This window comes from Bacillus sp. FSL K6-2841, from assembly GCF_037976435.1.
GTDB classification, from domain to species: domain Bacteria; phylum Bacillota; class Bacilli; order Bacillales; family Bacillaceae; genus Bacillus; species Bacillus pumilus.
In genome coordinates this window covers 1,761,248-1,787,395 of sequence record NZ_CP150266.1, presented here as the reverse complement: position 1 = coordinate 1,787,395, position 26,148 = coordinate 1,761,248, and the positions used below count along the sequence as shown (strand labels likewise).

The window sequence follows — 26,148 nt, the reverse complement described above, 5'->3', positions numbered from 1 at the left end:
ATGGAAAGCATACGCGAGGTAGGAAATCTAAAAGCAAACGGACACTATGCATTTGCAACCATTCATCAAAACACAGTCTATGTTTCAGGACAATTTGCCATCAATCCCGAAACGAGAGAAAAAGAATTCGGCCCCATTGAAAAAGAGACATTACAAGCGCTTAAAAATGTAGAGATGATTGTAGAAGCTGCTGGTAGTAAAAAAGAGAACATTTTGCGCATGACATTATACATTTCAGATATTCATTTATGGGACAAAGTCGATGCTGTTTATACTGAATTTTTCGGTGAACATAAACCAGCACGTACTATTGTACCAACGAATGAATTACATTTTGGTTTCAAAATTGAAATGGATGCCATTGCATATATTTAAGATATTTTTTTGCCTACTCTATATAAAAAATTATATTTCGTATAAAAAAATATTCGAAGGGGTGAATGATTGATGAATCAATTGATTTGTAACCATTGCGGGAACAAATATGAGATGACACCAACTCTATGGAAATGTGATTGTGGTGGAGTATTAAATTTGGTGAAAGATACCCCGAAAATAGATATCGCAGCTTGGGATCACTATCCAAATTCATTATGGCGTTATGTTGAAACTATGCCATTTCCAAAAGGTTCTAAGACGTGGGAAACTGTGACAATGGGGGAGGGTCAATCCCCTTTAATCGTTCTAGATCCTAATGAGCCAAACACTTATGTCAAAGTTGATTACATGATGCCAACATTATCCTTTAAAGACCGAGGAGCCGCTGTTCTAATGACAAAGGCTAAAGAATTAGGGGTATCAAAGGTGATTGCTGATAGTAGCGGGAATGCAGGAACGGCGATTGCGGCTTATGCAGCACGCTGCGAGATTGCCTGTGACATCTATCTAAGCGATGACACTTCACCTAAAAAGGTCGCTCAAATAAAAGCACATGGTGCAACGATTAAAGAAATTAACGGGACGCGAGAGGACATTGCAGCTGCGGCACAAAAGGCAGTAGACAATGAAAACGTGTTTTATGCAAGCCATGTCTATAATCCTTACTTTTTTGAAGGGACTAAAACATACGCCTATGAAATCTATGAGCAGCTAAAAGGAGTACCTGATGCTTTAATCATTCCGGTTGGAAACGGTACTCTCCTCCTAGGTGCGTATTATGGCTTTAAAGAGTTATTTGAAAATGGTTTCATTCATAAAATACCGAAAATCGTTGCCATACAAGCGAAAAACTGTGCACCCCTTGTGAAAGCATATCAAAATGAAGAGGAATCAGCATCACCTGTGACGAATAAAGGGACCTTAGCAGAAGGGATTGCCATTGCTGCTCCAGCACGCTCCAAACAAATTTTAGAAGCTGTACTAGATACCAATGGTACGTTTATTGATATTGAAGAAGATGAGATCTTACATGCACGCTCTACACTGAGTGAGAAAGGATTTTATGTCGAAGTGACATCTGCAGTCAATTTGGCTGGCTACATGAAATATCAAAAGAAACCAGAAGAAACCATTGTCATACCTCTTTGCGGGGCAGGAATTAAATCAAAATAACCTTAGGACTTTGGTAGAATAGAGCGTTGCGTGCCTCGTTGACCTATTATATGATCAATCAGGAGTAATTTTTGCAAATGTTGAAAATATCGACCATCACAATTTGAAAACGGAGGAATGAATCGTGGGATTGGATTTTACTCATTGCGAAGCACATTGGTTTTACACCGACTTCCATGATTTTAGATGCAAGTTAGCAGCATGTATCGGTATGAATTTAGATGATATGGAGGGTTTTGACGGGGACATTCCATTTGAAAACTTTACAGATGACATCATTCCTTTGCTGAATCTTTCGGATTCTGATAGTTACTTAATGCCAGATGTTTGTAAGACCGTTGCAGTTTGATTGCGTCAACTGATTCACAATTGGCCTGATGATGATATAGATAATAAGAACGCTCTCTATCTGGCAGAAGGAATGGAGTCAGCACATCAACAAAATGAGCCAATCGGATTGATATAAGATGAGAAGAAAGCTACTTTAGAAAGCATGTTAAACCGTAGTAGCTTTCTTTCCAGTCTACCTAATTATTTTTCATTTGTTCCTCTCCCCAATAACATATCTCATCTAATACAGGCATCAGTGATAATCCCTTTTCAGATAAACTATATTCTACTTTTGGAGGCACTTGAGGAAATTCTTTACGATGAATTAAGTGATCCGCTTCAAGTTCTTTTAGTGTGTTGGTTAATGTTTTAAACGAAATTGTTCCAAGCATACGTTTCAGCTGATTATAGCGAACAGGAGCACCGTTAGTATATAAAGCATACAGAACCGGCATTTTATATTTCCCGCCAATTAATGATAATGTATACCCAAAACCAGTATCTTTTAGCTCAGCTTTCGTCTGGAAGGACTCCTCATTCATTTCACACTCTCCTTTGGGTTAGTATCGCACTTTGATTACCGTACTTGTAGTATGTTATAGCATACAATAAAATGAATGTACATCAAAATATGATGCAAAACTCAGAAAAAGGGTGAATGAATAATGAAAACGATTGTCTATGCACATCCTTGGGATGGAAGCTATAATCATGCCATTTTGACTTCCATAACAGAAAATCTAGAAACAAAGCAAGAACCATTTCAAGTAATCGATTTATATAAAGATGAGTTTAATCCTGTGTTTACAGCTGAAGAATTGAAGTATTTTCATAAAGGAGAAACGCCTTATCAATTAGTAAAGGATTATCAAGAGAAATTAAATCAGTCAACTGAATTGATTTTTATATTTCCTGTCTGGTGGTGGGATTTACCTGCTATTTTAAAAGGATTTATTGATAAAGTGATGTTAAGGGGTTTCGCATTTACGGAAGATCAACACACTGGTGCTTTGAAAGGTTTATTGACAAATATAAAAAAAACAACCGTGATCTCAACATCTACAACAGATAAGGATTATATTGAATCGGAAGCTGGAAACGCCATTCAAAGCGTTTTTATTAACAGAACTCTAGCTGATTTGGGAATGAAAAATGAATCCACGAAATGGATTCATTTTTCTAGAGTGAACTTAACAACAGATGAAAACAGAAAGCAATTTTTAAAAGAAATATCCCAGAATATTTGATTTACAGTACAACAAATAAGGCCCAGCTTCTACGACCGATTTAATTTATTGAGAAGGTCGTAGAAGTTTTGAAATTTGAAAGAGGAGGGATTTAGACAAACAAAAGGATAGACTTGTACTAGATGGTAAATGTAGATCCATTGTATGACCTGATAAACAATAGCCGTATAAGAATCCCACTATTTAAAGTAAACCTAATTGACCTCTTGCAGGGCAATTGATCATTGCTTTCTCCTCCAAATACCCCACTATTTAAATCCATATCATTTCCGATTCATTAAAGAAAATACTTACTCATACCATTTCTAAAAATAGGCAGGGTCTTAGCCACTAGCTCTTCTGGTGAAATAGGTCTTCCATCCTTATTCCATGTGTATGCAGCTCCGTATATCCCCCAACTTAGCATAGTAGATAGGGTTGTTACCAAATGTTTATCCTCTAATTCAATGGTATTTTCAGTTCCTTTTAGCACAAGATCAGCTATTAGTTTCTGTAACTCCTCTTTAATTTTACTTTCTATAATAGTTCCTAAAGAATTATAACCTTTGGGACATAGCTCGCTTAACTCTTTATGGTGATCACACATGGCTAGAAAAATATTTCCAATGACTTTTTCATTGAATCCATCGTGATCATTTAGTCTTTTTTTCAATTTGTCTGTAAATGTATTGGTGATTGTAGAATGTAATAAATCAAATTTATCGTCAAAGTGCGCATAAAATGTAGCGCGGTTAATAGTAGCCTTTTCTGTGATATCACGTACCGTTATATGGTTGAAATCTTTTTCACTAGCTAACGAAAGAAAAGAGTCTACAATCAATTGTCTTGTACGAAGTATTCTCGGATCTTTTTTTGGCATAATCATTTTTTCTTCTCCTTTTAGGGTTCATCATCGTGTCTAAAAACGACAATACATATAGAAGTGTTGCGTAAACAACATATCGGCTATTTTGGTTGTTGTTTATTATTCTTTTTCATCTTATCATCAATTATACAACGCGCGTTGCTTAAATAACACATGTTATTACGAAAGAGTTTTGATCAAGGAAATAATTGTGATCATTCAGAATAACAAAAGGAGATAGAAGACCATGAACATCACTATTTTTGGGGCAACTGGTGCAATCGGTCAACTTTTAACACAATTTGCATTAGAAAATGGAGATTTCGTTACGGTATATGTTAGAAACCCTGAGAAAATCAAGCGAAAGCATTCGAATTTACGCATTGTAACGGGTGAACTAACGAACACTTCAGCCATTGAAACGGCAGTTTCAGAAGCTGATGTCGTGTTAAGCACCTTAGGCCCCGGCATTGATTTGTCGCGAAAACGAAAAGGTACACCGATCGCCGACGGACATAAACGGATTGTCAAAGCGATGAAGAAGTTCACCAAAAAAAGATTGATTACACTCGCAACGCCAGCCTTGCAATCTGAGGACGATAAGAAAAGCTTATCGACGATATTGCCGAGAATATTGCCTAAACTTCTCATGCCAAATGGTTATGCCGAAATGAAGAAGATAGGAGAACTGATTAAACAATCAAACCTAGATTGGACAGTCGTTCGAATCATTAATCCTAATATCAAATACAACGGGCAATCTTACGGTTATTCATTCGGCGATCAGCCAGCTAAAATGTCCGTATCTAGAGAAAATGTCGCTAAACTCATGTATGACGCAGCTAGGCAAAGCCAATTAATCGGAAAAATGCCCATTGTCTATAATAATTAAATCAGTTTTTTGTGTGAGGTTGTTGATCCAGCAGAAATTATAGGAATCATAGCGAAAATATTGTTTAGATGAAACGTGTAAATTCTTTTAATAAGTATTCAAAAAATGTTTAGGAACAAAAAACATTCATCAAAATCATAAAGGGGAAATGATCATGTCAAAAGTATTATTTGTTAAAGGAACACCTCAAAGTGAGGAACAATCAAGAAGTACGCAAGTTGCTAGAGCATTTATCAATGAATACCAGGAAGTAAATCCAACGGATGAAATAATTGAGGTAGATGTCTATTATGCAAATGTGCCATTAATCGATGCTGATTTTTTAACTGGACAAAAGAAGTTAAGAAGTGGGGAAGTGCTAACAGATGTTGAAGCACAAAAAATAGAAGCAGTGAATGCATTCACAAAGCAATTTATGGAAGCAGATAAATACATCATTCAGTCTTCAATGTGGAATTTAGGAATCCAACCCTTATTAAAAGCCTATTTTGATACAATCATGAGTGCTGGAAAAACGTTTAAATATACATCAGAAGGTCCAGAAGGATTGATGAAAGGGAAAAAAGCAATCCATATTCATGGAATGGGAGGATTTTATTCACAGGTAATTGGAATGGAACATTCCGAATCTTACGTAAGAGGTGCGCTAAAGTTTGTTGGAATTGAAGTGGAACCAACGATTTTTGTTGAAGGTATTGACTATGATCCAACTAAGAAAGAAGAAGTTGTTGCTGCAGCAATTGAAAAGGCAAAAGCGGCAGCACGAACTTTTTAAAAAAGAGCTTTGGTGGGATTAGTTAAAAAGATGTTATTAACATAATCCCCCTCGCACATTCATCAAAATCATAAAGGGGGAACATATGATGAAAGTAGAAATTTGGTCTGATTTTGTTTGTCCGTTTTGTTATATTGGCAAACGTCAATTTGAAATAGGGTTAGAACAGTTTGAACATAAAGAAGAGGTCGAAGTCTTATTTCGTCATTTTCAATTAGATCCATATGCAAAAAAAAATACAGGAATGGATATCCATCAAGTAGCATCTTCCAAGCATGGTATTCCATATGAAAAAGCAAAAGCAAGAAACAATCAATTGAAACAGAAAGCAAAAGAGGTTGGGTTAGATTATCAATTTGATACATTGATTCCTACGAATTCATATGATGCACTTCGTCTTTCTTATTATGCAAAAGAGAAAGGGAAGATACAGGAGTTTATGGAGCGTATGATGAAAGCTCATCTCACGGATTCACTAGATATCGGTGACCATGCAACACTTGCTCAACTTACAAGTGAGATAGGTCTTGATGGCAACGAAGCCTTGGATGTTTTAGCAAATGATAAATATAGCGAGAATATTGCAGCTGATAGAGCCGAGGGATCAAAAATTGGGATTCAGGGCGTGCCCTTTTACGTAGTGAATGATAAATATGGCATCTCAGGAGCACAGCCTAGTGAAGTATTTTTAGAAACATTACAACAGGTTTGGAAAGAAGAGTATGCGAACTCTAAGGTTGAAGAGCATAAATCAGAGTCGTCGCTCGATGATGATTGTTCAGATGGAACATGTAAATTTTAATGGATATTCAAAAAAGATTCAGAAATCACAAAAGAATATTATAGTATTTCAAGGCTCAGGTATTGTTGTTCTAAATCTTGTAATAGTGCCAACATTACTTGACTTGTATTGAACCTAATTGGTGCTCGTGTGATATAGCTGCTTTAAATACCACTTTATCATGAATCATTTACTTCCAAAAAATCAAAGGGGTTTAGCGATATGAAAAATACAATTTTCCAAGGCACAATCGAGCATTCAGGATTTGTAGTACCCGATATCGAAGTAGCAGTTGATTTCTTCACTAATATTTTGGGTTTTGAAGTCTTGTTCCGGCCAGGACGGATGCAGTTTGAAGACGATAGTTTAAAGAGATACTTTGGGGTTCACGAACATTCAGTTGTAGAAGGGGCGGCATTTTTGCAATATGGCGGTAGAAAGATCGAACTGGTTCAATGGTCGACGCCAGATCCAGATCAACAGAATGTTCACCTAAAACCCAGTGATATCGGTGTAGCTCATCTAGCTATTACAGTGACCAGTATAGAAGAGGCTTTAAAATATTTTGCAGAACAGCCTGATGTTAAAGTTAGAGAGCTGAGCCCTCTTGGATTTTTCTATATCACAACTTCATGGGGGATGGAGATTCAAATAATGGAATTACCCCAAAAACCTTTATGAGCTATCTGATTTGTACCAAGACAAGAACAAGGGTCCTTTAATTAGTCGAAACAATAACTGTATCTTTATTAATGGACCCTCTTTCACCTTCTGATCAAAGGACACAAAGAAGGGTCCTTTCCATCTAATTGACCTCTTGCAGGCAATTGATCATTGTTTTCTCCTCTTAATACCTCACTAATATCCTGCTTTCTTAAAATCCATATCATTTCTGTGCTTTTTGATGTCTCTTTTAGCTTTGGCAGCTCGAGCTAAGTGTTAACAGCAGAATGCCCACTGCCAACTGCTGCAACTGTTTAATGCTGATACTGAGTCAGATCCGCGATTTAAAATATCAGGAATGCCATTCGATCAGCCACTCTTTTTTCATTTTCTGTCATAATCCCTTCAGCATTTATTGGGTTAGGGTTATCAACACCTTTTTTGCCAATATGGAGAACTGGGCTATTTAAATAAATATGTGGTTTCATTTGAAGTAAATCAATCATTTTCACACGAATCAATTTTTGTTTGAAATCATATAATCAATTGATTATATAAGCTTTCAGTTATATACTGTTGGAGGAGTTAATAACACGACCGTCACCAATTTTTGAAAAGAGGGGGTAATCATTGTGACTGCAGATGTTTCAATTGGTGTGACACATATGTCGAATTGTTTAAAAACACTCAGTGATCAAACAAGACTGATCATGATGAAATTGTTTTTGGAGAAAGAATATTGTGTGTGTGAATTGGTAGATATGTTCGAAATGAGTCAGCCAGCTATTAGTCAGCATTTACGAAAATTAAAAAAAGCTGGATTTGTTCATGAGAACAGAAAAGGGCAGTGGCGTTATTATTCAATCAATTCACTGTCTCCAGAATTTGAGACGATTCGGATCATCTTAAATCAAATTGATAAAGAAGATGACCTTTTAAAAAGTATACAACATAAAGCAACAAACATTTCTTGTTCGTAAGGAGGGATGAGTTTGAGTTTTGCCGTTTTATCGTTACTTATATTTCTGTTCACTTTGGTATTGGTTATTTGGCAGCCAAAAAATTTATCCATAGGGTGGTCCGCATGTGGAGGGGCTATTTTAGCATTAATCGTAGGTGTTGTGAATGTTGACGATGTAATCACCGTGACAGGCATCGTTTGGAATGCGACTTTAGCTTTTGTCGCCATTATCATCATTTCACTCATCCTTGATCGAATCGGCTTTTTTGAATGGGCAGCATTGCATATGGCAAAGGCTGCAAAAGGCAGTGGGCTACGTATGTTTGTGTATGTGACCATCCTTGGTGCAATCGTCGCTGCTTTATTTGCAAACGATGGGGCAGCACTTATTTTGACACCCATTGTTTTAGCCATGGTCAGAGCATTACACTTCAATGAAAAAATTGTATTCCCTTTTATTATCGCAAGTGGGTTTATTGCAGATACAACTTCGCTTCCTCTTGTCGTAAGTAATTTAGTGAACATTGTAACAGCCGACTATTTTAACATTACATTTATTGAATATGCAACCAGAATGGTTGTTCCAAACCTTTTTTCATTGCTTGCGAGTATCACTGTGCTGTACCTTTTCTTTAGAAAAAGTATACCTAAACGCTATGATATGACTGAGTTAAAGCAACCTAATGAAGCAATAAAAGATCCAAAGATGTTTAGATTATCATGGTATATATTAGCTTTTTTGTTGATTGGTTATTTTACAAGCGAATTTTTATCTATACCTGTATCGTTCATAGCGGGTGTGATTGCCATTTTTTTCTTAATCCTTGCACAAAAAAGCCCTGCTGTTCAAACAAAAAGCGTACTAAAAGAAGCACCATGGGCGATCGTTTTCTTTTCCATAGGTATGTACGTTGTTGTCTACGGCATGCGAAATGCAGGGCTTACTGATGCTCTTTCAAGCGTGATTCAAGCTGTAGCAGATCAAGGTTTATTGGCAGGGACTCTTGGTATGGGATTTATCGCAGCAATTCTTTCATCTGTCATGAATAATATGCCGACGGTCATGATCGATGCATTAGCCATATCCGGCACCGATACACAAGGAATGATGAGAGAAGCGTTAATATACGCAAATGTCATTGGCTCTGATTTAGGACCAAAAATTACGCCCATTGGCTCCTTAGCAACACTGCTGTGGCTCCACGTCCTTTCTCAAAAAGGAGTGAAGATTTCCTGGGGCACATATTTCAAAATAGGGGTCATTTTAACTGTACCAACACTATTCATCACACTTTTAGCGCTGTATTTCTGGCTAATGATTATACATTAAAGGAGACAATCAACATGTCAAAGAAAACAATATACTTTTTATGTACCGGTAATTCTTGCCGCAGTCAAATGGCTGAAGGTTGGGCTAAAAAACATCTTGGAGATGAGTGGAAGGTCTATAGCGCTGGTATTGAAGCTCATGGATTAAATCCGAATGCTGTAAAAGCAATGAAAGAAATAGGGATTGATATATCTAATCAAACGTCTGACCTGATTGATCACAAGATATTGCATCACGCTGATTTAGTCGTAACACTATGCGGTGATGCAGCTGATAAATGCCCGATGACTCCTCCTCATGTCGAACGTGTCCATTGGGGCTTTGATGATCCAGCAAAAGCAGAAGGAACAGAAGAAGAGAAATGGGCATTTTTCCAAAGGGTAAGAGATGAAATTGGAGATCGATTGAAACAGTTTGCTGAGACTGAGAAATAGGTGCTAAGTTTGAGACAAATACAATTAATGAAGAGGGCCAAGTTAAAGGCTCTCTTTTTTTGCATTAATTAATAGATAAGACATAACCATTCAATTGATTACGGAATTAATGTGAAGGGGCTACCAGTTGGGGGGTCAGCCTATATCTTTATTTATTAGTTTACATAATATATATTCTAGGAAGTTGAACAACGAATACAATTTTTTCGTCTCAAATCTAAGTATACTTATCTTATTGAGACGAAAAAGAAAAAATCCACATCCAACGATATTCGCCAAATATTGTCGCCAATCGTGACACCTAGATTAATAATAGCGCCAACGCCAATCCAAATGTTTTCCAATGGTAATTTTGCATACGTCTAATAACACCGCGTCAGAATTCGCAAAAAAATGCTCGCCAACCTCGATATTGTACCCGTAATCGCACTAAAGCTTTCCTTCGAAAACGACATCATTTCCGCAAGCGTCTAATAATTCCTTTAAAATGGATGTTCACTTTTCTGGCTGATTGGTTTGCTGGTATGTATGCAAAGGCAATTGTCTTGCTCTTTCTCGATCTGCGATCAAGGTTTGGCCGCTAGATACATAATGTTCTCCTTGGATCGTTTTTTCCTTTTCACTTTTCATATTTTAGTCCTCTCTCCTTCTATTTATCCTGATACATCACCTTTATGTTTATTTTACCTTCTCCTCAGAAGAATTGGGAAAGTATGATTTCTTTTGCCTAAAATTGCCCCTGTCCCTGCCTCAGGTTATTTACGAATAGACCCGTCTCATTTATAATCGAGTAGATTTGTTCAGTAACAGATACATCTTTAAATGTGAGGGATTATATGGAATTAAAATGGTATAGAGCAATCATCATCATTTTCACGATGTCTGGTATTTCCATCTCTACATGGTTTTCACGGACACCAGAAGTGAGAGATTTATTACAAGCCAATACAGGAACGATGGGACTCATTTTACTCGGTTTATCCGTTGGTTCAATTGTTGGGCTTGTTCTTTCAAATGTATTTGTTCGAAAAAAAGGCGGACGAGTGGCGATTGTGATTAGTGCTTTTTTGATGTTTCTTGGATTCACCACTCTTGCTGTTGGTTCAACCCTCTCTTCTATCTTTGTCGTCACGGCCGGGCTATTTCTTTTTGGAGCAGGTTCAGGTATGTGCAATGTGGCGATGAACCTAGAAGGGACAGAAATTGAATACAGAATCAAGAAAACCATTTTGCCTATATTGCACGCTTCCTTTAGCATTGGTACTTTAATTGGAGCAGGAGCTGGCATTCTTTTTATCCATCTAGGGGTCTCTGTGTTGAATCACTTACTTGTCATTGCCCTTCTTTTCTTTCTCAGCATCTTCATTTGTACCCGGTTTATTCCGCACGGGACTGGAATGGATCAGCATGAGGAGCAGTCGCAGTCAGATACAATAGATAATACTCAAACGCCGTGGCTGAATAAACGAACCGTCTCTCTTGCCATGATCGCCTTATGTCTTGCGTTTGTCGAAGGGTCTGCTAATGATTGGATTCCACTTGCAATGGTAGATGGCTACCAGGTTTCACATTCCATGAGTACAGTCATCTATGCATTATTTTTATGCGGGATGATTAGTGGCAGATTAATCAGCGGACGTTTGATTGACCGTTTCGGCAGGGTGTTATTGCTAAGAGTTGCGATTGTATCAGCTGCTGCTGGACTATTTTTGGTCATTTTAAAGATTTCACTTGTGGTATGTATGATATCGATCTTTTTATGGGGACTTGGGGCTTCTTTAGGCTTCCCGTTAACTATTTCTGCAGCTGGTGATGATAGCCGGTACGCCGTGAAACGCGTCAGCATTGTGACCTTATCAGGTTACACCGCCTCTCTTTCTGGTCCGCCTATATTAGGGCTGCTTGCCAATCAAGTAGGACTGCTTCATGCCTTTATTTTTGTTTTATTCGCCATATGTATTGCGGGAATCTTTACAAAAGCTGTCGCAAAACCGCATACATCACAAGTTCACTAAAAGTGTCTGATCCTCGATCATGGCACTTTTTTTAAATTAAAAAATAAAATTGAAACCTTTCATGAAGTGAAACAGTCCTATAAATGTCCTGATGTTTATCGCTTTTTTAAAGAGGGAAAGTAAAAAAATAAGACTTTTCAAATAACAGAAAACGTGGTAAGATCATGAAAATAAACAGGAAGGGGTGAGATAAATGAAAAAAAATATGCTGCTAAAATTAGCTGTCTTATTCATAGCACTCGCAAGTTTTCATTTGTTCTCAATGCCTCATTCCGTTCAGGTATACCACCATGCAAAGGTGGTTGCCGATCAAGAATCACATGAGATGAAAATCGCTCAGACCATGGGCGATGAAAAGAAACAAAAACATGTGAGCGCAGTATTTGCCGCATTTACAGTACTGCTGATAATTGGCAGTATGACAGCTGGATTTGCACGCATCACTCATACTGATCAATATGACCGGAAAAAGAAGCATTTACTTGCAGTGTTCTATCAATCTTCTTATTTCCGACTATCTCGTGTTTAACCCAACCATCTAAATCAAAACAAAATTGGGAGGTTTTACACGATGTTATTTTTCTTAAGAGTATTCATTCTAGGTCTATTCTCTGTCACTTCACTTTCTCTTTTCGTCTACCAAGGAATTGAAGTAGTGCACGCCATTACAAGCATGTTTGGCAACCACGAGAGCTAAGACAAAGACCTGTATATAAAAGAACCCCCTGCTCATCGCAGGGGGTTTTCGTTTGCTTATTTATTGTCATCTGGTGCAGTTTGAGGTGTGACAAGGACATGCGTTACTTCTCCCTGCTCTTCCTCATCTACAATAAATGATCCATTGCTATAGCGATCATTCGCTCTCAGAGTAGAGATCTCAAGCGGAATCGTTGCACCCTTCTCTGTATCAATCTCAAGTGTATCGTGCAGTGATGCAGCGATGACAGACACAATACGATGCGGATTTTTCTTTAATTCTCTAAGCATTAGAACTCCGCGTTTGGCTCTAGATGTTTTATCAAATTCAGAGAGGTTCATTCGCTTCACAGCCCCTCTTTGCGTCGTCAGCACGAGGACATCGTTTTTCGGATCAATGATCTGGCCAGAGACTACTTCGTCCCCATCCTTCAAATTGATGCCTTTAACACCAGCCGCTCTTGGACCAACAACACTTACTTCTTCTTCATCAAACCACAATCCATAACCATTTTTCGTCGCAATAAACAATTCCTGCTGTCCTGTTGTCACATGGACATCCACAAGTTCATCGTCCCCTTTTAGGTTCAAGGCGACAAGTGGTTTTGAATAGCGCTGCGCTTTATATTGAAGAAGCTCTGTTTTCTTCACCATTCCGCCCTTTGTAAAGAACAGCAGATACGATGTTTCATCAAATTCTTTAATTGGAATGGCTTTTTGGATGGATTCATCACGATCAATCGAAATGATATTCGTAATATGCTGCCCCATGTCTTTCCAGCGTATGTCTGGCAGCTGATGCACTGGACAATAAATGTAGCTCCCTTTATTCGTGAATAGTAAGAGGACATCCGTTGTATTCATTTCAAACTGATGAATCAGGCGGTCTGTATCCTTCATGCCAAAGTCCTTACCGTTAGAAGCAGCATAGGAGCGCTGGCTTGTCCGTTTGATGTATCCATCCTTCGTCACCGTGACGTAAACATCCTCTGAGGCAATCATCACTTCTAGATTAATCTTAATTTCTTCGATTTTTTCCTCAATGACAGATCGTCTCTCATCAGCATATGTCTTTTTGAGCTTTTTCAAACTGTTTGTAATGACCTTAAGCAGCTTTTTCTCATTACCTAAAATGTCTTCAAGTTCTGCTATACGCACATCAAGCTCACTCGCTTCGTCTCTTAATTGCGTAATATCCGTATTCGTTAAACGATATAACTGGAGGGAAACAATCGCTTCTGATTGTGCTTCTGTAAAGTCATATTTCTCCATCAAGTTGTTTTTCGCATCTCGCTTATCATTAGAGGAGCGGATTGTGGCAATGACTTCATCCAAGATGGATAACGCCTTAATTAATCCATCTACAATATGGTGGCGTTCCTTCGCTTTTCGAAGCTCATATGCTGAGCGGTTCGTCACCACTTCTTTTTGATGGGCAATATATGCATCAAGTATAGTTGTCAGCGTCATTAAGGTTGGTCTACGATTATGTATCGCCACCATATTAAAGTTATATGGAATTTGCAGATCTGAGTTTTTATATAAGAAATTCAAAACACCATTTGCATCTGCTTCTTTTTTCAGCTCTACTACGATTCGAAGCCCAGTCCGATCAGTCTCGTCTCGAACTTCTGAAATTCCTTCCACTTTTCTTTCAATTCGGAACTCGTCCATCTTTTTGACAAGGTTGGCTTTATTCACTTCATAAGGAATTTCTGTGATCACGATTTGCTGGCGCCCGCCGCGGATGGTTTCGATCTCCGCTTTTCCGCGAATCATGATCTTTCCTTTGCCTGTTTCATAGGCCTTCTTAATGCCGTCTACCCCTTGAATGATACCACCTGTTGGGAAATCAGGACCTTTGATGACCGTCATCAAGTCCTCAACCGTACAATGAGGCTGTTCGATTCGTTTAATGACACCATCAATCACTTCTCCTAGATGATGCGGCGGGATATCAGTAGCATAACCAGCAGAAATACCTGTTGACCCATTCACAAGAAGGTTTGGGAACATCGCTGGTAAAACAACGGGCTCCTTGCTTGTATCATCAAAGTTTGCGACAAATTCGACGGTTTCCTTGTCTAAGTCCTTTAATAGCTCTGAAGCAATCGCAGATAGCCTTGCTTCTGTATAACGCATAGCAGCAGGCGGATCACCATCAATACTCCCGTTATTTCCATGCATCTCAATGAGCACATTCCGTACTTTCCAATCCTGACTCATTCTCACCATCGCTTCATAAACAGATGAGTCACCGTGCGGATGATAGTTACCAATCACGTTTCCGACTGTTTTCGCTGCTTTACGGAAGTTTTTATCTTGCGTGTTTCCTTCTGCGTACATCGCATATAAAATTCTTCGTTGTACAGGCTTTAGTCCATCTCGCGCATCTGGAAGCGCACGGTCTTGGATTATATATTTACTATAGCGACCAAACCGGTCTCCGATTACTTCTTCTAATGGTAAATCATGAAATCGTTCTTGTTGTGCCATGTTTAAACCTCCTCAGCTAGCGACAAGTTTTCATTTTCAAGAATGTTACTTTCCTCATCAAGTCCAAAGGCGACATTCTTTTCAATCCATTTACGGCGTGGCTCTACTTTGTCACCCATTAATGTCGTGACGCGGCGTTCCACTCGTGCAGCATCGTCGATTTTGACTCTGACAAGTGTTCTCGATTCTGGATTCATTGTCGTTTCCCATAGCTGGTCGGCGTTCATTTCACCTAAACCTTTATAACGCTGAATCGTGTACCCTTTTCCAACTTTCTTCAGTACGTCATCCATTTCTTCATCAGACCATGCGTACTCAATCACTTCTTTTTTCCCTGAGCCTTTGCTGACTTTATATAAAGGCGGTAGTGCAATAAACACTTTGCCATGCTCAATCAGCGGTTTCATATAGCGGTAGAAGAACGTTAGCAGAAGCACTTGAATATGGGCTCCATCTGTGTCAGCATCTGTCATGATCACGATTTTGTCATAATTGATGTCTTCTACATTAAAATCGACACCGACGCCTCCACCGATCGCATGAATAATGGTGTTGATTTCTTCATTTTTGAAAATATCAGCAAGTTTTGCTTTTTCTGTGTTAATGACCTTTCCACGAAGCGGCAGCACCGCTTGGAATTTACGGTCACGTCCTTGTTTTGCTGACCCGCCCGCTGAGTCGCCCTCTACTAGGTACAATTCGTTTCTTGCCGGGTTTCTAGATTGAGCAGGTGTTAATTTTCCGCTCAGTGTTGCTTCGGACTTTTTCCGTTTCTTGCCGCTCCTTGCTTCTTCACGTGCTCTTCTAGCAGCTTCTCTTGCCTGCTGCGCTTTAATCGCTTTTCTCACAAGAAGAGTGGCTGTTTCCCGGTTTTCTTCAAGGAAATAAGCCAGCTTTTCAGAAATAACAGCATCAACAGCGGAGCGAGCCTCACTTGTCCCAAGCTTTCCTTTTGTCTGTCCTTCAAATTGAAGCAGTTCTTCAGGAATTCTGACAGAAATAATAGCAGACAGCCCTTCGCGAATATCAGTGCCTTCTAAATTTTTGTCTTTTTCTTTTAAAAGAGCTACTTTGCGCGCATATTCATTAAAGGCTCTCGTCATCGCCGTTTTGGCACCAGACTCATGCGTACCGCCATCTTTTGTTCTCACGTTATTGACGAAAGAAAGAATATTTTCCGAGTAGCCGTCATTGAATTGAAAAGCAAAGTCTACTTCGATGGATTGATGCTCTCCTTCAAATGAGACCACTTCACTCAGAACATCTTTTTCTTCATTTAAATAAGCAACGAAGGCTTCAATGCCCGTCTCATAATAAAAGGTTTCTTGTACATCATGTCGTTCATCAATCAGCTCTATTTTTAATCCTTTTAATAAAAAGGCAGATTCTCTTAAACGTTCTGATAACGTATCAAAATTATAGGTTGTAACGCTGAACATCGATCGATCTGGTTTAAAATGAATCAGTGTTCCCGTTTTTTTCGTTTTTCCGACTTTTTCAAGTGACGTCACAGGTTTTCCGCCGTTTTCAAACCGCTGATGATATATATAGCCATCACGTTCAATTGTGACAGTGAGCCACTCTGACAGCGCGTTTACAACAGATGCCCCAACTCCGTGAAGCCCACCACTTGTTTTATATCCGCCTTGACCAAATTTTCCGCCTGCGTGAAGGACCGTTAAAATGATCTCAGGTGTCGGTTTTCCAAGCTTATGCATACCAGTAGGCATCCCGCGTCCTTTATCCTGGACGGAAATGCTGTTATCTTTATGTATTTTGACAACGATATGATCTCCATGGCCAGCGAGTACTTCATCGACAGAGTTGTCTACAATCTCATAGACAAGGTGATGAAGACCGCGTGAATCCGTTGACCCAATATACATCCCTGGACGTTTACGGACCGCTTCAAGTCCCTCTAGCACCTGAATAGAATCATCGTTATAATCTACTTGCTGCTTTTTAACCAAATGCTTAATCCCCTTTCACTAACAAACATAACCGGCAAACCATCAAATGATCTCTTTAGATTTTAATGATGATCATGCTGCTCATTACTGTCCACTTTAATAAGCTGCATCATCACCATGCATGTGTGGTTCAAAAAAACATGCTCCATTGCACGGCTATGAGAATGTTCTACATTCTGCAATGAGAACTAGAAGTCCATTATAAACAAGACTGTTTGATAAGCCAAATGCAATCATATGATGATTTTCACAAAACAGAACAAATGTTCTATCTTTATCTTATCGCTCTTTTTCTTGATATGCAAGATCACCGATATGTCCCTGTCGCCTTATTTTATCGCTTTCTTCTAGAATCGCAAATATATTTCTGCAACAAAAAAGCAAAAATCCTTGAAAACCAAGGATTTTTGACGATTTAATGAGTTTTTGTCATTGCATGAGCCACCTTGATACATAAATCCATGATGGCAACCTTGCCATTTTCCTCAATCAGCCTTTTCGCTTCTTCGTGATAAATGCCTTGCTGCGCCCAAAAAACAGGTGCGTCTATTTCAAGAAATTCTTCTGCCACCTCGGGTAAAAACTCTGAACGTCTAAACACATTGACGATATCAACAGGCTCTTTGATCTCTTTTAGTGAAGCGACTGCTTTCACACCAAGTGCTTCATCGATCGTTGGATTCACCGGAATGATCTCATAACCGGCATCCTGCATTGCTTTAGACACCATATAAGACGTTCGGTGCGGCTGATCTGATAATCCAACAACAGCAATTCGTTTACTGCTCTTTAAAATACGGCCAATTTCTTGTTTCGAAGAATGATTCATCCAAACACCCCTTTTCCTCTATTTTAGCGAACTTCTGCTTAAAAACAAAGCTGAATCCATCTGCATTTGATTTTTTCAAAAAAAGATCCCCATGTTTTTCATAAGATCATGTTAAAATGTAAGACAAGAGGGAGAATATAAAGGAGTTATGCAGATGTTAATTGCTTTGATGTTTATTTTGGCTTATCTTCTCGGCAGTATTCCATCCGGTCTCATTGTCGGGAAAGCTGCAAAGGGTATTGATATCCGTGAACATGGCAGCGGAAACCTAGGTGCAACGAATGCATTTCGTACGCTTGGCGTAAAAGCAGGGTCTATTGTTATTTCTGCTGATATTTTAAAGGGGACTCTCGCTTCTGCTTTACCGTTTTTCATGCAACTGGACATTCATCCCTTATTAGCGGGGGTTGCTGCTGTTATCGGTCACAGCTTTCCTATCTTTGCAAAGTTTAAAGGGGGAAAAGCAGTCGCTACATCTGGCGGCGTGTTATTATTTTATGCCCCATTCTTATTTATCACGATGATCGCTGCTTTTTTCTTATTTTTATACATTAGTAAATATGTTTCATTATCATCTATGCTGACCGGCATCTATACATTCATTTACAGCATATTCACCAAAGACGTATTCTTAATCATTGTTGTTGCCGTTCTTGCTGGTTTTGTGATCTACAGACACATCGCTAACCTCAAACGAATCCTCAACAAAACTGAACCGAAAATCAAATGGCTCTAGCCGTTTCATAAGTTTCATTCTGTGGTAAAAGTAAAGAAAAGCTGTTTTTTTGCATCCTGCATTTTTAAAAAACAGCATGACTTCAAAAAAGGGGCGATCACATTGAAATTAACGATTAAAGAAGATGCACTCAATTGGTACAAGGATGAATTAGATTTAGAAAAAGGTGATCAAGTTCGCTTTTTTGTGAGATATGGCGGGTGCAGTAATGTACAAAAAGGCTTTTCTCTCGGCGTCGCAAAAGATGAACCTCAAAATGCCGGCGCAACCGCTGAAATAGAAGGTATTACTTTCTTTGTAGAAGAAAGTGATATTTGGTATTTTGACAACCATGATCTGCATATTGATTATAACGAGTCTGTAAAAGAACCAGAATTCCATTATGAATAAACAAAAAAGATACCTCATCCCTCGGGTATCTTTTTTGTTTTATCCTTCAATATATAACCCATACTCCTGAATGTTTCCTAAAGACCGCTCCTTTTGAAGGATTCTTTTTTGCGGTTCACCGATCAAGTCAAAGTGAGGAAACCCTGCGCGGTCGTGAATCCATTCTTTTTTGAGTCCATGTTTTTCTCCCCACTCAATTAATTGCTTCATATCCTGACAGGCTGCTTTAGTGACTGTATTAGCATGCGGGAAACGGTCATCAAGCCAATAATGGGTTAAAAAGGCCATTTCTCCTTGCTGAACAGCTGATTTCCACGCATTTAAATCGCTTCTTTTAATACCAAACGCCATGAATTAAACCTGCTTCTTCGACTGTTCATATACTTTGTGCCAGGCAGGAAATGCTTTTCTAAATTGAATAGGTCTAAAGGTGTCTTTATCTACGCAAATATGCGAGGTTGTCCCTGTAATCGCTGTTTGCCCATCAGGCTTTTGAATTTCGTAGCCATACACCGTTTTGAGTCCATTGTATTCTTCAATCCAAGTATACACGGTCGCTGTTTCACCATACAGGAGTGGTTTTTTATATTTCACTTGCAAATCTATAACGGGTGCAAGAGCACCATCTGCTTCTAACTGCGCATAGGAAAATCCTAATTCTTTAATCAGGGCTGTTCTGCCGACTTCCATCCAGATTAAATAATTCGCATGATACACGATGCCCATTTGGTCTGTTTCTGCATAACGGACTTCTATTTCTTTTTTAGATACATACACGTTTTCATCGCTCTCCTATCAAAACCTAAGGTCTCTGCCATTTTACCACAATCGAAATGGTTCTTCTAAAAGGAGGCAATAAAATAAACCAGGAATCCCTGGTTTATTCAGTATAGCCATTTTTTCTTGCTGCTTCTTCGTCCTTGATCTCAGAACGCATGGCATCAATGCTCATTTTTCGATTTTCATTTTTTTGCTTGATCATCTGTTTTTCTTGATCTGTCGAAAGGGCCATCGCTGCTTCAGATTCATCGATATGATCAAGGGTGTTTTCGATCATATCTTGCAGCTTTTCAACATTATCAGAACGATCATCTGGATTGGATTGATATGACTTTTCATTCATCTTAATACCCTCCTTATTCGCCTTTCGTCTGGATCACATCAGGCTGTTCATTTGATTTATTATGCATCTTTTTACCTTTATTGCGTTTGTATGCTACAGGTTTTGTCCCTAAATGGTCTGGTGTAAACTGCGCTTGTTTATCATGCTCTCTACCCATCATTCATCCCTCCCTCTTCTTTAGGATGAACGAAAAAGGATAATTCATAACTTATTTCTGTCTAAAACGCTCTTCCAACTTTTCTTCAAGCTGGTTTAAAAATTCCTCATTGCTTAATAATTCTTTTTTATTTTCAAGTACAAGCTCTTCAAATGTACGGCGTTTTCTTCTTCTCATTGTACTCACCTCCAGTGTTTGTATTTCATTTTCGCCAAAACATTTAGAAAATAAGCAAAAAAGCTGAATCATTATAGATCCAGCTCTTGCTCAATTTCTTTTTTTGTCAGCATTTGATGCTTCACAGACATGATACGTCCTTTTTCATCTAATATGTATGTCGTGGGGTATGAAAGCACCTGATATCGTGCTTGAATGCCTTTTTGATCCAATAAAATAGGAAAGCTCAGCTTTAATTCATCTGCAAAAGCTGCAACATGATCTTCACTTTTTTCAGTGGTCGTTAAATTCACTGCAAGTACTTCGACCTGATCGTATTCGCTTCTAATTGCGTCTAGATCCGGCATTTCTGTCCTGCATGGCTTACACCATGTCGCCCAAAAATTGACGAGCACCTTTTTCCCTTGGTAATCAGATAATGAAGCCGTTTGACCATCTAGGGTTTTAAGTTCAAAATCAGGGGCTTGATCCCCTTTTTCAAGACCGATTGCGGGCTCTTTTGGTTCAAGTAAATTCCACACAAGTAAACCAATCAACACAAGTAAAACAGCGCTTGCCATTCCTTTTTTCCACATGATTGATCCTCCACTATTTTAAAAAAGAAGAGAAAGCTGTCTAGGCGCCTTCTCTTCTTTGCTGTATGAGTATTAGTTGCTTGCCAATTTTTCACGAAGTACCATTTGAAGGATACCGCCATGACGATAGTAGTCAATTTCGACTTCACTATCAAAACGAACAACCACTTCAAATGTTTTCTCATTGCCATCTGTGTCAATTGCTTTCACAGTGACGAGATCACGCGGACGAACTGTTTCGTCAACATGAACTTCAAATGTTTCTGTTCCTGTTAGACCATGAGTTTCTGCACTTTCTCCGTCTTTAAACTGTAAAGGAAGTACGCCCATGAAGACAAGGTTACTTCTATGGATACGCTCAAAGCTTTCAGCTAGAACAAATTTAATTCCAAGAAGATTTGTTCCTTTTGCAGCCCAGTCACGTGAAGAACCCATTCCGTAGTCTTTACCTGCTAAGATCGCAAGACCTGTTCCATCTTCTTTATAACGCATGCATGCATCATAAATGGATGTCACTTCACCAGTTGGCCAGTAGGTTGTATATCCGCCTTCTGTTCCTGGTGCAATTTGGTTCTTAATACGGATGTTTGCAAAAGTACCTCTCATCATGACATGGTGGTTACCACGGCGAGATCCGTATGAGTTAAAGTCTCTAGGCGACACGCCTCTTTCTTGCAAGTATTTGCCCGCCGGTGTATCCTTACCAATCGCTCCAGCAGGAGAAATATGGTCCGTTGTGACAGAGTCACCAAATTTCGCAACGACACGCAAGCCTTTAAGCGGTTCAACCTTACCAGGTTCAACTGATAGGTTTTCAAAGAATGGCGGGTTATCAATGTATGTGGAATTTTCATCCCATTTGTACAATGCATCATCCGTCGTTTTAATTTCATTCCAGCGGTCATTGTTGTCAAAAACAGTTTCATACTCTGAACGGAAGAGTTCAGGTGTGACAGTGCTTTTGACGACGCTGTTGATTTCGTCCATTGATGGCCAAATGTCATTGAAATAAACGTTCTCACCATTTTTATCGACACCGATAGGGTCTTTTGTTAAATCGATATTCACCGTACCAGCAAGTGCATACGCCACAACTAATGGTGGAGATGCAAGGTAGTTTCCTTTTACAAGTGGATGGATACGTCCTTCAAAGTTACGGTTACCTGATAAAACAGAAGTGATCAGCAGATCATTTTCAGAGACAGCATCCTCAATTTCTTGTGCAAGCGGTCCTGAGTTTCCGATACAAGTTGTACAGCCATACCCAACGATGTTAAATCCGAGGTCTCTTAAGTATGGAAGAAGTCCTGAGTTCACGAGGTATCCTGTTACAACCTTAGAACCTGGCGCTAGTGACGTTTTCACGTAGTTTGGCACCTTCATGCCAAGCTCACTTGCTTTCTTCGCAACAAGACCTGCTCCGATTAAGACGTATGGGTTCGATGTATTCGTACAGCTCGTAATCGCTGCAATCGCAATCGCACCTGTCTTCATCACAGCTTTTTCACCATTTGCTAGATCAAATTCAATTTGTTTATCCAGCTCTGATTTTTCTAAGCCAAACCCTTGGTTACCAGCTGGGCTTTCAATGTGCTGATGGAACGTTTCTTTCATTTTAGAAAGTGGAATCAAATCTTGTGGACGCTTTGGACCAGATAAGTTTGATTCAATTTGAGAAAGATCAATTTCCACAATATCCGTAAAAATTGGCTCTTCTGCATCTGGCGTATAGAATAAGCCATTTGCGCGAGAATATTCTTCAACGATATTAATTTGCTCTTCATCACGTCCAGTAAGGCGAAGGTAAGCAAGAGCTTCCTCATCTACTGGGAAGAATCCGCAAGTAGCACCGTATTCAGGCGCCATGTTTGCAATCGTTGCACGATCCGCTAACGGCAGCTGTGCAACTCCAGGTCCGAAGAATTCAACGAATTTGTTCACTACGCCTTTTTCACGCAGAACTTGTGTCACTTTTAGTGCGAGGTCAGTTGCAGTCGTTCCGTTTGGAAGCTCTCCAACTAATTTAGCACCAATGACTTCTGGTACTGGGAAGTATGAAGGCTGACCGAGCATTCCAGCTTCCGCTTCAATACCGCCAACGCCCCATCCAAGTACGCCGATCCCGTTGATCATGGTTGTATGAGAGTCAGTACCGACCAATGTATCTGGGTAAGTGATGATCTCGCCATCTTCTTCAATCGCATGAACAACACTTGCAAGGTACTCTAAGTTTACTTGGTGAACAATCCCTGTTGCAGGCGGAACAGCTTGATAATTATTAAACGCTTTCTTTGCCCAGCTAAGGAAGTTATAACGCTCTGCGTTACGTTCGAATTCTAAATCCATGTTAATGTTTAATGCATCTTCAGTTCCAGCTTTATCAACTTGTACTGAGTGGTCAATGACAAGGTCAACTGGAATTTCAGGGTTGATTTTATCCGGATCCCCACCTACATCTGCCATTGCTTTTCTTAAAGAAGCAAGGTCAACGACGGCTGGTACACCGGTGAAGTCTTGTAAAATAACACGAGAAGGTTTAAATGGAACATCAATTTCTTTTACCTCGGCAGTTCCCCATTTTGCCAAGTTTTCAACGTGTTCCTTCTTGATCACTCTACCGTCTACTTGGCGAAGCACTGATTCTAAAAGTACCTTAATGGAATAAGGCAGCTTAGAAACATTTCCAATTCCTTGTTTCTCTAGTGCTTCTAACGAATAATAGTGATACGTTTTCCCATTTGTCGAAAACGTTTTTCTAGATTGAAAAGCGTCTTGTTTAGCGACTTGCTGCTGTTTCGACATGTCCAAAATCCCCCTTTTGATGATCAAGATCAATTTCAATTCTCAGAAAAATCGTCGTATTTCACCACAATTTTCTCACAATTTCATCTTAAAACAAATTCATACATAAGTAAATAACAATGCTTTTATTAAATTCAATAAGTTTAACTTATCATTAGGAAATGATTACTCTTCATAAACGAAGCGGAGCGGGCTCATACTACAAATGAGGTGATAGAACATGACAAAACGCAAAGCAAATCATGTTATTAATGGCATGAACGCAGCCAAAAGCCAAGGAAATGGTGCAGGCTATATTGAAGAAGATCAACTCGTTTTAACAGAAGAACAAAGACAAAACAATAAAAAACGCAAAAAAAACCAATAAGAAAGGAGCAAGCATCATGACGAATAAAAACACAGGAAAAGACATCCGTCAAAACTCGCCTAAGGAACATCAAAGCGGACAGCCTGAGCCATTATCAGGCAGTAAAAAAGTAAAAAACCGCAACCATACAAGACAAAAACACAATTCTCATCACGATATGTAAACATTCTCCTCTTATCCCGTAGCAAAACGGGATGTTTTAGGTCTTTCACACATTTCCATTTTCATCATATGATTTATTATGAGATGTGATGGAGGAGTGTTTATGGAGAATGAAAAGCAATCGAATTCCTCTGATTTTCTTGAAATAGACGATTGGCTCAATGTTTTAATGGATGATCCATTTGCCTGGTATGATGAACACCTCCCAATTGATCTTTATGAAACAAGCCGTGATTATATTATCGAAATCGATGTCTCCACCCTATCGATCACTGATGTAAAACTAACCTTCGCTGGATATGAGCTCACTCTCGCTTACACAGTACAAAAGCCAAATGATAAAGGCGAACAGCCAATTGAAAAAAGTGTCATGCTCCCTTTTTATTTGAACGACAAAGAGATTGAAACAGAATACGAAAACCGAATCATTTCGATAAGGATTAAAAAAAGTTCTGACCATCCAAACGGTGCATTTTCCTTTCAAGTCCCGCACTTCAAACATTAAGAGCCCACCTTCATTTAGGTGGGCTCTCTTCCGTTCGTGTCAAGTCAATACCTTTTGCGAACCACCATGGCCAAATAGTAGAGTCGCTATATGATAATGTATTCTTTTTCTACTAGATGGTTTGGGTCTTTCTAGTAAATGGGCAGTTATGAATGAAAAAAGGCGTTCATAGAGATAAGAGACATACATTTTTGTTATTTTCTTCTATCATTTCTTCATGTAAAATAAGATAGAGAGACAAGGGGTATAAGGAGTGAGAACATGTTAAGCGGCTGGTTTTTGTGGTTCATTTTATTTTGGGGTACAGTGATGATCGGATTACTCGCAATCGGTGGCTTTTTTATGTTTCGCAAATTTTTAAAACGATTGCCAAAGGAAGATGGGAAATCAGAGCTTGATTGGCAGGATGAATATATTCAAAAGAGCCTCCACCTATGGCGGGAAGAAGACAAACAGCTTTTAAATGAACTTGTATTACCTGTTCCAGAGCTGTTTAGAGATGTCGCCAAAGAAAAAATTGCAGGAAAAATTGGCGAGCTGGCTTTAAAAGAACAAGCTGCCAGCATTAATTTAGACTTAATCATTCGCGGCTATATTATCGCTACACCAAAGCGTGATCATAAGTTTTTATTGAAGCGCCTTCAAGAAAAAAACATCGATCATACGCCATATGAAGCATTATTAAAATAACCTCCTTTTAAAAAAGAGGTTCAGAGAAGAAAAAGGGCTAAAATAAAGATTTAGCCCTTTTTCAACAATTTGAATTTAATTCATTTGAACCTGCTGCGGATCTAATTGCTTAGACATCTTTCTAAACGACAAATACATGGCAACTCGCCAAGGCACAATCATGCCAAAGGCAAGTATCCAAAACATTCCGCTTAGAGAACCATAATCAATAGAAGAACTCAGGATTGTCTTCATTCCAATACGAAGAACAAGGAGTCCAATAAGAATAAACACAAATGCTTTTGACCGCTTTAAGTAAATCTCATTCCCTCTAATTTCAAACTTCGATGTTTTGATTAAAAAGATGGAGAAAAACATCCCCACTGTGATCGCTTCAAGAAATTCAGCCCCAGTTACTCGAAACATAGGAACAAAAAACATCAATGCACCAGTGCTCATGAAAATAGGAGGCAATATAATTTTTTTCGCAGTTGCCGGTTTTGCAGATGACTTAATGCGAATAAACATGACGGCTACCGCCATACATATCGCAATTATAGAAGAAATTATGACCATCATATCTAATCATTCCTTTATTCTTTAAGGTCAGCCTATGTATAATATACTCCAATTGACGAAAAAAAACCATTCGCCGCGACTGTAGAAAACGA

34 protein-coding genes are annotated in these 26,148 nt (G+C 38.9%); 20 read left to right on the top strand and 14 right to left on the bottom strand.

The genetic code is table 11. From position 1 onward, the window contains the following. From MHH68_RS08905 to MHH68_RS08895, 3 genes are all read left to right on the top strand, one after another. Positions 1-375 carry a RidA family protein gene (locus MHH68_RS08905; RefSeq protein ID WP_061407986.1) on the top strand — a complete coding sequence of 125 codons (375 nt, stop codon included), beginning with the start codon at positions 1-3 and terminating at the stop codon, positions 373-375. Between the two features lie 72 nt (positions 376-447). Then, positions 448-1,551 (top strand): threonine synthase, encoded by a 1,104-nt coding sequence (locus MHH68_RS08900; protein ID WP_339165757.1) that lies wholly within the window; start codon positions 448-450, stop codon positions 1,549-1,551. A gap of 124 nt (positions 1,552-1,675) precedes the next feature. Continuing rightward, a complete protein-coding gene (locus MHH68_RS08895; protein WP_339165756.1) occupies positions 1,676-1,900 on the top strand; it encodes a hypothetical protein in 225 nt (74 codons plus the stop codon). Positions 1,901-2,078: 178 nt separating this feature from the next. Here MHH68_RS08895 and MHH68_RS08890 read toward each other — a convergent pair whose 3' ends face one another. Continuing rightward, positions 2,079-2,423 (bottom strand): helix-turn-helix domain-containing protein, encoded by a 345-nt coding sequence (locus MHH68_RS08890; protein WP_339165755.1) that lies wholly within the window; start codon positions 2,421-2,423, stop codon positions 2,079-2,081. A 123-nt stretch (positions 2,424-2,546) separates the two neighbouring features. Between MHH68_RS08890 and MHH68_RS08885 the strand changes: the two genes are divergently transcribed. After that, positions 2,547-3,128, top strand: a complete 582-nt coding sequence (locus tag MHH68_RS08885) for an NAD(P)H-dependent oxidoreductase (protein ID WP_339165754.1) — start codon at positions 2,547-2,549, stop codon at positions 3,126-3,128. Between the two features lie 277 nt (positions 3,129-3,405). Here the strand turns inward: MHH68_RS08885 and MHH68_RS08880 are convergent, their stop codons facing one another. Next, positions 3,406-3,993: a TetR/AcrR family transcriptional regulator gene (locus MHH68_RS08880; protein ID WP_339165753.1), complete on the bottom strand. Its 588-nt coding sequence runs from the start codon at positions 3,991-3,993 to the stop codon at positions 3,406-3,408. Between the two features lie 226 nt (positions 3,994-4,219). Between MHH68_RS08880 and MHH68_RS08875 the strand changes: the two genes are divergently transcribed. The 7 genes from MHH68_RS08875 (at position 4,220) to arsC (ending at position 9,808) form a co-directional block, all read left to right on the top strand. Continuing rightward, complete coding sequence (locus MHH68_RS08875) at positions 4,220-4,864, top strand: NAD(P)H-binding protein (protein ID WP_058015646.1); 645 nt, start codon at positions 4,220-4,222, stop codon at positions 4,862-4,864. Positions 4,865-5,018: 154 nt separating this feature from the next. Further along, positions 5,019-5,639 (top strand): NAD(P)H-dependent oxidoreductase, encoded by a 621-nt coding sequence (locus tag MHH68_RS08870; RefSeq protein WP_339165752.1) that lies wholly within the window; start codon positions 5,019-5,021, stop codon positions 5,637-5,639. Between the two features lie 88 nt (positions 5,640-5,727). After that, positions 5,728-6,441 (top strand): DsbA family oxidoreductase, encoded by a 714-nt coding sequence (locus MHH68_RS08865; RefSeq protein ID WP_169056593.1) that lies wholly within the window; start codon positions 5,728-5,730, stop codon positions 6,439-6,441. 201 nt (positions 6,442-6,642) lie between these two features. Next, positions 6,643-7,101: a VOC family protein gene (locus MHH68_RS08860; protein WP_339165751.1), complete on the top strand. Its 459-nt coding sequence runs from the start codon at positions 6,643-6,645 to the stop codon at positions 7,099-7,101. 647 nt (positions 7,102-7,748) lie between these two features. Next, positions 7,749-8,063, top strand: coding sequence for a metalloregulator ArsR/SmtB family transcription factor (locus tag MHH68_RS08855; protein WP_169056670.1), 315 nt, complete (start codon positions 7,749-7,751; stop codon positions 8,061-8,063). A gap of 12 nt (positions 8,064-8,075) precedes the next feature. Further along, positions 8,076-9,374: an arsenic transporter gene (locus MHH68_RS08850; RefSeq protein ID WP_306012189.1), complete on the top strand. Its 1,299-nt coding sequence runs from the start codon at positions 8,076-8,078 to the stop codon at positions 9,372-9,374. A 14-nt stretch (positions 9,375-9,388) separates the two neighbouring features. After that, positions 9,389-9,808 (top strand): arsenate reductase (thioredoxin), encoded by a 420-nt coding sequence (gene arsC / locus MHH68_RS08845; RefSeq protein ID WP_169056590.1) that lies wholly within the window; start codon positions 9,389-9,391, stop codon positions 9,806-9,808. A gap of 495 nt (positions 9,809-10,303) precedes the next feature. On the opposite strand, the gene MHH68_RS08840 is transcribed toward arsC, so the two are convergent. Continuing rightward, positions 10,304-10,438 (bottom strand): hypothetical protein, encoded by a 135-nt coding sequence (locus MHH68_RS08840; protein WP_339165750.1) that lies wholly within the window; start codon positions 10,436-10,438, stop codon positions 10,304-10,306. Positions 10,439-10,644: 206 nt separating this feature from the next. On the opposite strand from MHH68_RS08840, the gene MHH68_RS08835 reads away from it, so the two are divergent. The 3 genes from MHH68_RS08835 to MHH68_RS08825 all read left to right on the top strand — a co-directional run bounded on the left by MHH68_RS08835 (position 10,645) and on the right by MHH68_RS08825 (position 12,520). Continuing rightward, positions 10,645-11,823, top strand: coding sequence for an MFS transporter (locus MHH68_RS08835; protein ID WP_339165749.1), 1,179 nt, complete (start codon positions 10,645-10,647; stop codon positions 11,821-11,823). Positions 11,824-12,016: 193 nt separating this feature from the next. Then, positions 12,017-12,352 carry a hypothetical protein gene (locus MHH68_RS08830; RefSeq protein WP_169056588.1) on the top strand — a complete coding sequence of 112 codons (336 nt, stop codon included), beginning with the start codon at positions 12,017-12,019 and terminating at the stop codon, positions 12,350-12,352. A gap of 42 nt (positions 12,353-12,394) precedes the next feature. Then, positions 12,395-12,520 (top strand): hypothetical protein, encoded by a 126-nt coding sequence (locus tag MHH68_RS08825; protein ID WP_008343787.1) that lies wholly within the window; start codon positions 12,395-12,397, stop codon positions 12,518-12,520. Between the two features lie 56 nt (positions 12,521-12,576). On the opposite strand, the gene parC is transcribed toward MHH68_RS08825, so the two are convergent. The 3 genes from parC to MHH68_RS08810 all read right to left on the bottom strand — a co-directional run bounded on the left by parC (position 12,577) and on the right by MHH68_RS08810 (position 17,814). After that, positions 12,577-15,015: a DNA topoisomerase IV subunit A gene (gene parC / locus MHH68_RS08820; RefSeq protein WP_306012186.1), complete on the bottom strand. Its 2,439-nt coding sequence runs from the start codon at positions 15,013-15,015 to the stop codon at positions 12,577-12,579. A 2-nt stretch (positions 15,016-15,017) separates the two neighbouring features. Continuing rightward, on the bottom strand, positions 15,018-16,985 hold the full coding sequence (parE, locus tag MHH68_RS08815; RefSeq protein ID WP_012010116.1) for a DNA topoisomerase IV subunit B: 1,968 nt from the start codon (positions 16,983-16,985) through the stop codon (positions 15,018-15,020). Between the two features lie 415 nt (positions 16,986-17,400). Then, on the bottom strand, positions 17,401-17,814 hold the full coding sequence (locus MHH68_RS08810) for a CoA-binding protein (protein WP_339165748.1): 414 nt from the start codon (positions 17,812-17,814) through the stop codon (positions 17,401-17,403). 154 nt (positions 17,815-17,968) lie between these two features. On the opposite strand from MHH68_RS08810, the gene plsY reads away from it, so the two are divergent. Both plsY and MHH68_RS08800 read left to right on the top strand, forming a co-directional pair. After that, positions 17,969-18,550 carry a glycerol-3-phosphate 1-O-acyltransferase PlsY gene (gene plsY / locus MHH68_RS08805; protein WP_058015656.1) on the top strand — a complete coding sequence of 194 codons (582 nt, stop codon included), beginning with the start codon at positions 17,969-17,971 and terminating at the stop codon, positions 18,548-18,550. A gap of 102 nt (positions 18,551-18,652) precedes the next feature. Next, entirely contained in the window at positions 18,653-18,940 is a 288-nt protein-coding gene (locus tag MHH68_RS08800) for a HesB/YadR/YfhF family protein (protein WP_003210876.1), read from the top strand. 39 nt (positions 18,941-18,979) lie between these two features. Here MHH68_RS08800 and MHH68_RS08795 read toward each other — a convergent pair whose 3' ends face one another. From MHH68_RS08795 to acnA, 7 genes are all read right to left on the bottom strand, one after another. Further along, a complete protein-coding gene (locus tag MHH68_RS08795) occupies positions 18,980-19,291 on the bottom strand; it encodes a hypothetical protein (RefSeq protein WP_058015657.1) in 312 nt (103 codons plus the stop codon). A gap of 3 nt (positions 19,292-19,294) precedes the next feature. Beyond that, positions 19,295-19,717, bottom strand: coding sequence for a thioesterase family protein (locus MHH68_RS08790; protein WP_339165747.1), 423 nt, complete (start codon positions 19,715-19,717; stop codon positions 19,295-19,297). A 103-nt stretch (positions 19,718-19,820) separates the two neighbouring features. Next, positions 19,821-20,063, bottom strand: coding sequence for a small acid-soluble spore protein Tlp (gene tlp, locus MHH68_RS08785; RefSeq protein ID WP_058015658.1), 243 nt, complete (start codon positions 20,061-20,063; stop codon positions 19,821-19,823). Between the two features lie 13 nt (positions 20,064-20,076). Continuing rightward, the gene (locus tag MHH68_RS08780; protein WP_008357830.1) at positions 20,077-20,220 is read right to left on the bottom strand and encodes an acid-soluble spore protein N; all 144 of its coding nucleotides are present in this window, start codon (positions 20,218-20,220) and stop codon (positions 20,077-20,079) included. Between the two features lie 51 nt (positions 20,221-20,271). Then, positions 20,272-20,397: an FbpB family small basic protein gene (locus tag MHH68_RS08775; protein WP_003211002.1), complete on the bottom strand. Its 126-nt coding sequence runs from the start codon at positions 20,395-20,397 to the stop codon at positions 20,272-20,274. A gap of 71 nt (positions 20,398-20,468) precedes the next feature. Continuing rightward, positions 20,469-20,972, bottom strand: a complete 504-nt coding sequence (locus MHH68_RS08770; RefSeq protein WP_058015659.1) for a TlpA disulfide reductase family protein — start codon at positions 20,970-20,972, stop codon at positions 20,469-20,471. 72 nt (positions 20,973-21,044) lie between these two features. After that, positions 21,045-23,774, bottom strand: a complete 2,730-nt coding sequence (gene acnA, locus MHH68_RS08765) for an aconitate hydratase AcnA (protein ID WP_061407953.1) — start codon at positions 23,772-23,774, stop codon at positions 21,045-21,047. 220 nt (positions 23,775-23,994) lie between these two features. On the opposite strand from acnA, the gene sspO reads away from it, so the two are divergent. The 4 genes from sspO to MHH68_RS08745 all read left to right on the top strand — a co-directional run bounded on the left by sspO (position 23,995) and on the right by MHH68_RS08745 (position 25,498). After that, positions 23,995-24,141: a small acid-soluble spore protein O gene (gene sspO, locus MHH68_RS08760; RefSeq protein ID WP_339165746.1), complete on the top strand. Its 147-nt coding sequence runs from the start codon at positions 23,995-23,997 to the stop codon at positions 24,139-24,141. A 16-nt stretch (positions 24,142-24,157) separates the two neighbouring features. Continuing rightward, positions 24,158-24,304 carry a small acid-soluble spore protein P gene (locus MHH68_RS08755; RefSeq protein ID WP_012010105.1) on the top strand — a complete coding sequence of 49 codons (147 nt, stop codon included), beginning with the start codon at positions 24,158-24,160 and terminating at the stop codon, positions 24,302-24,304. A 102-nt stretch (positions 24,305-24,406) separates the two neighbouring features. Beyond that, a complete protein-coding gene (locus MHH68_RS08750; protein ID WP_144462009.1) occupies positions 24,407-24,808 on the top strand; it encodes an Hsp20/alpha crystallin family protein in 402 nt (133 codons plus the stop codon). A gap of 261 nt (positions 24,809-25,069) precedes the next feature. Next, positions 25,070-25,498: a DUF2621 domain-containing protein gene (locus MHH68_RS08745; RefSeq protein ID WP_044141405.1), complete on the top strand. Its 429-nt coding sequence runs from the start codon at positions 25,070-25,072 to the stop codon at positions 25,496-25,498. Between the two features lie 75 nt (positions 25,499-25,573). Here MHH68_RS08745 and MHH68_RS08740 read toward each other — a convergent pair whose 3' ends face one another. Further along, positions 25,574-26,056, bottom strand: coding sequence for a CcdC protein domain-containing protein (locus MHH68_RS08740; RefSeq protein ID WP_339165745.1), 483 nt, complete (start codon positions 26,054-26,056; stop codon positions 25,574-25,576). Positions 26,057-26,148: the final 92 nt, after the last annotated feature.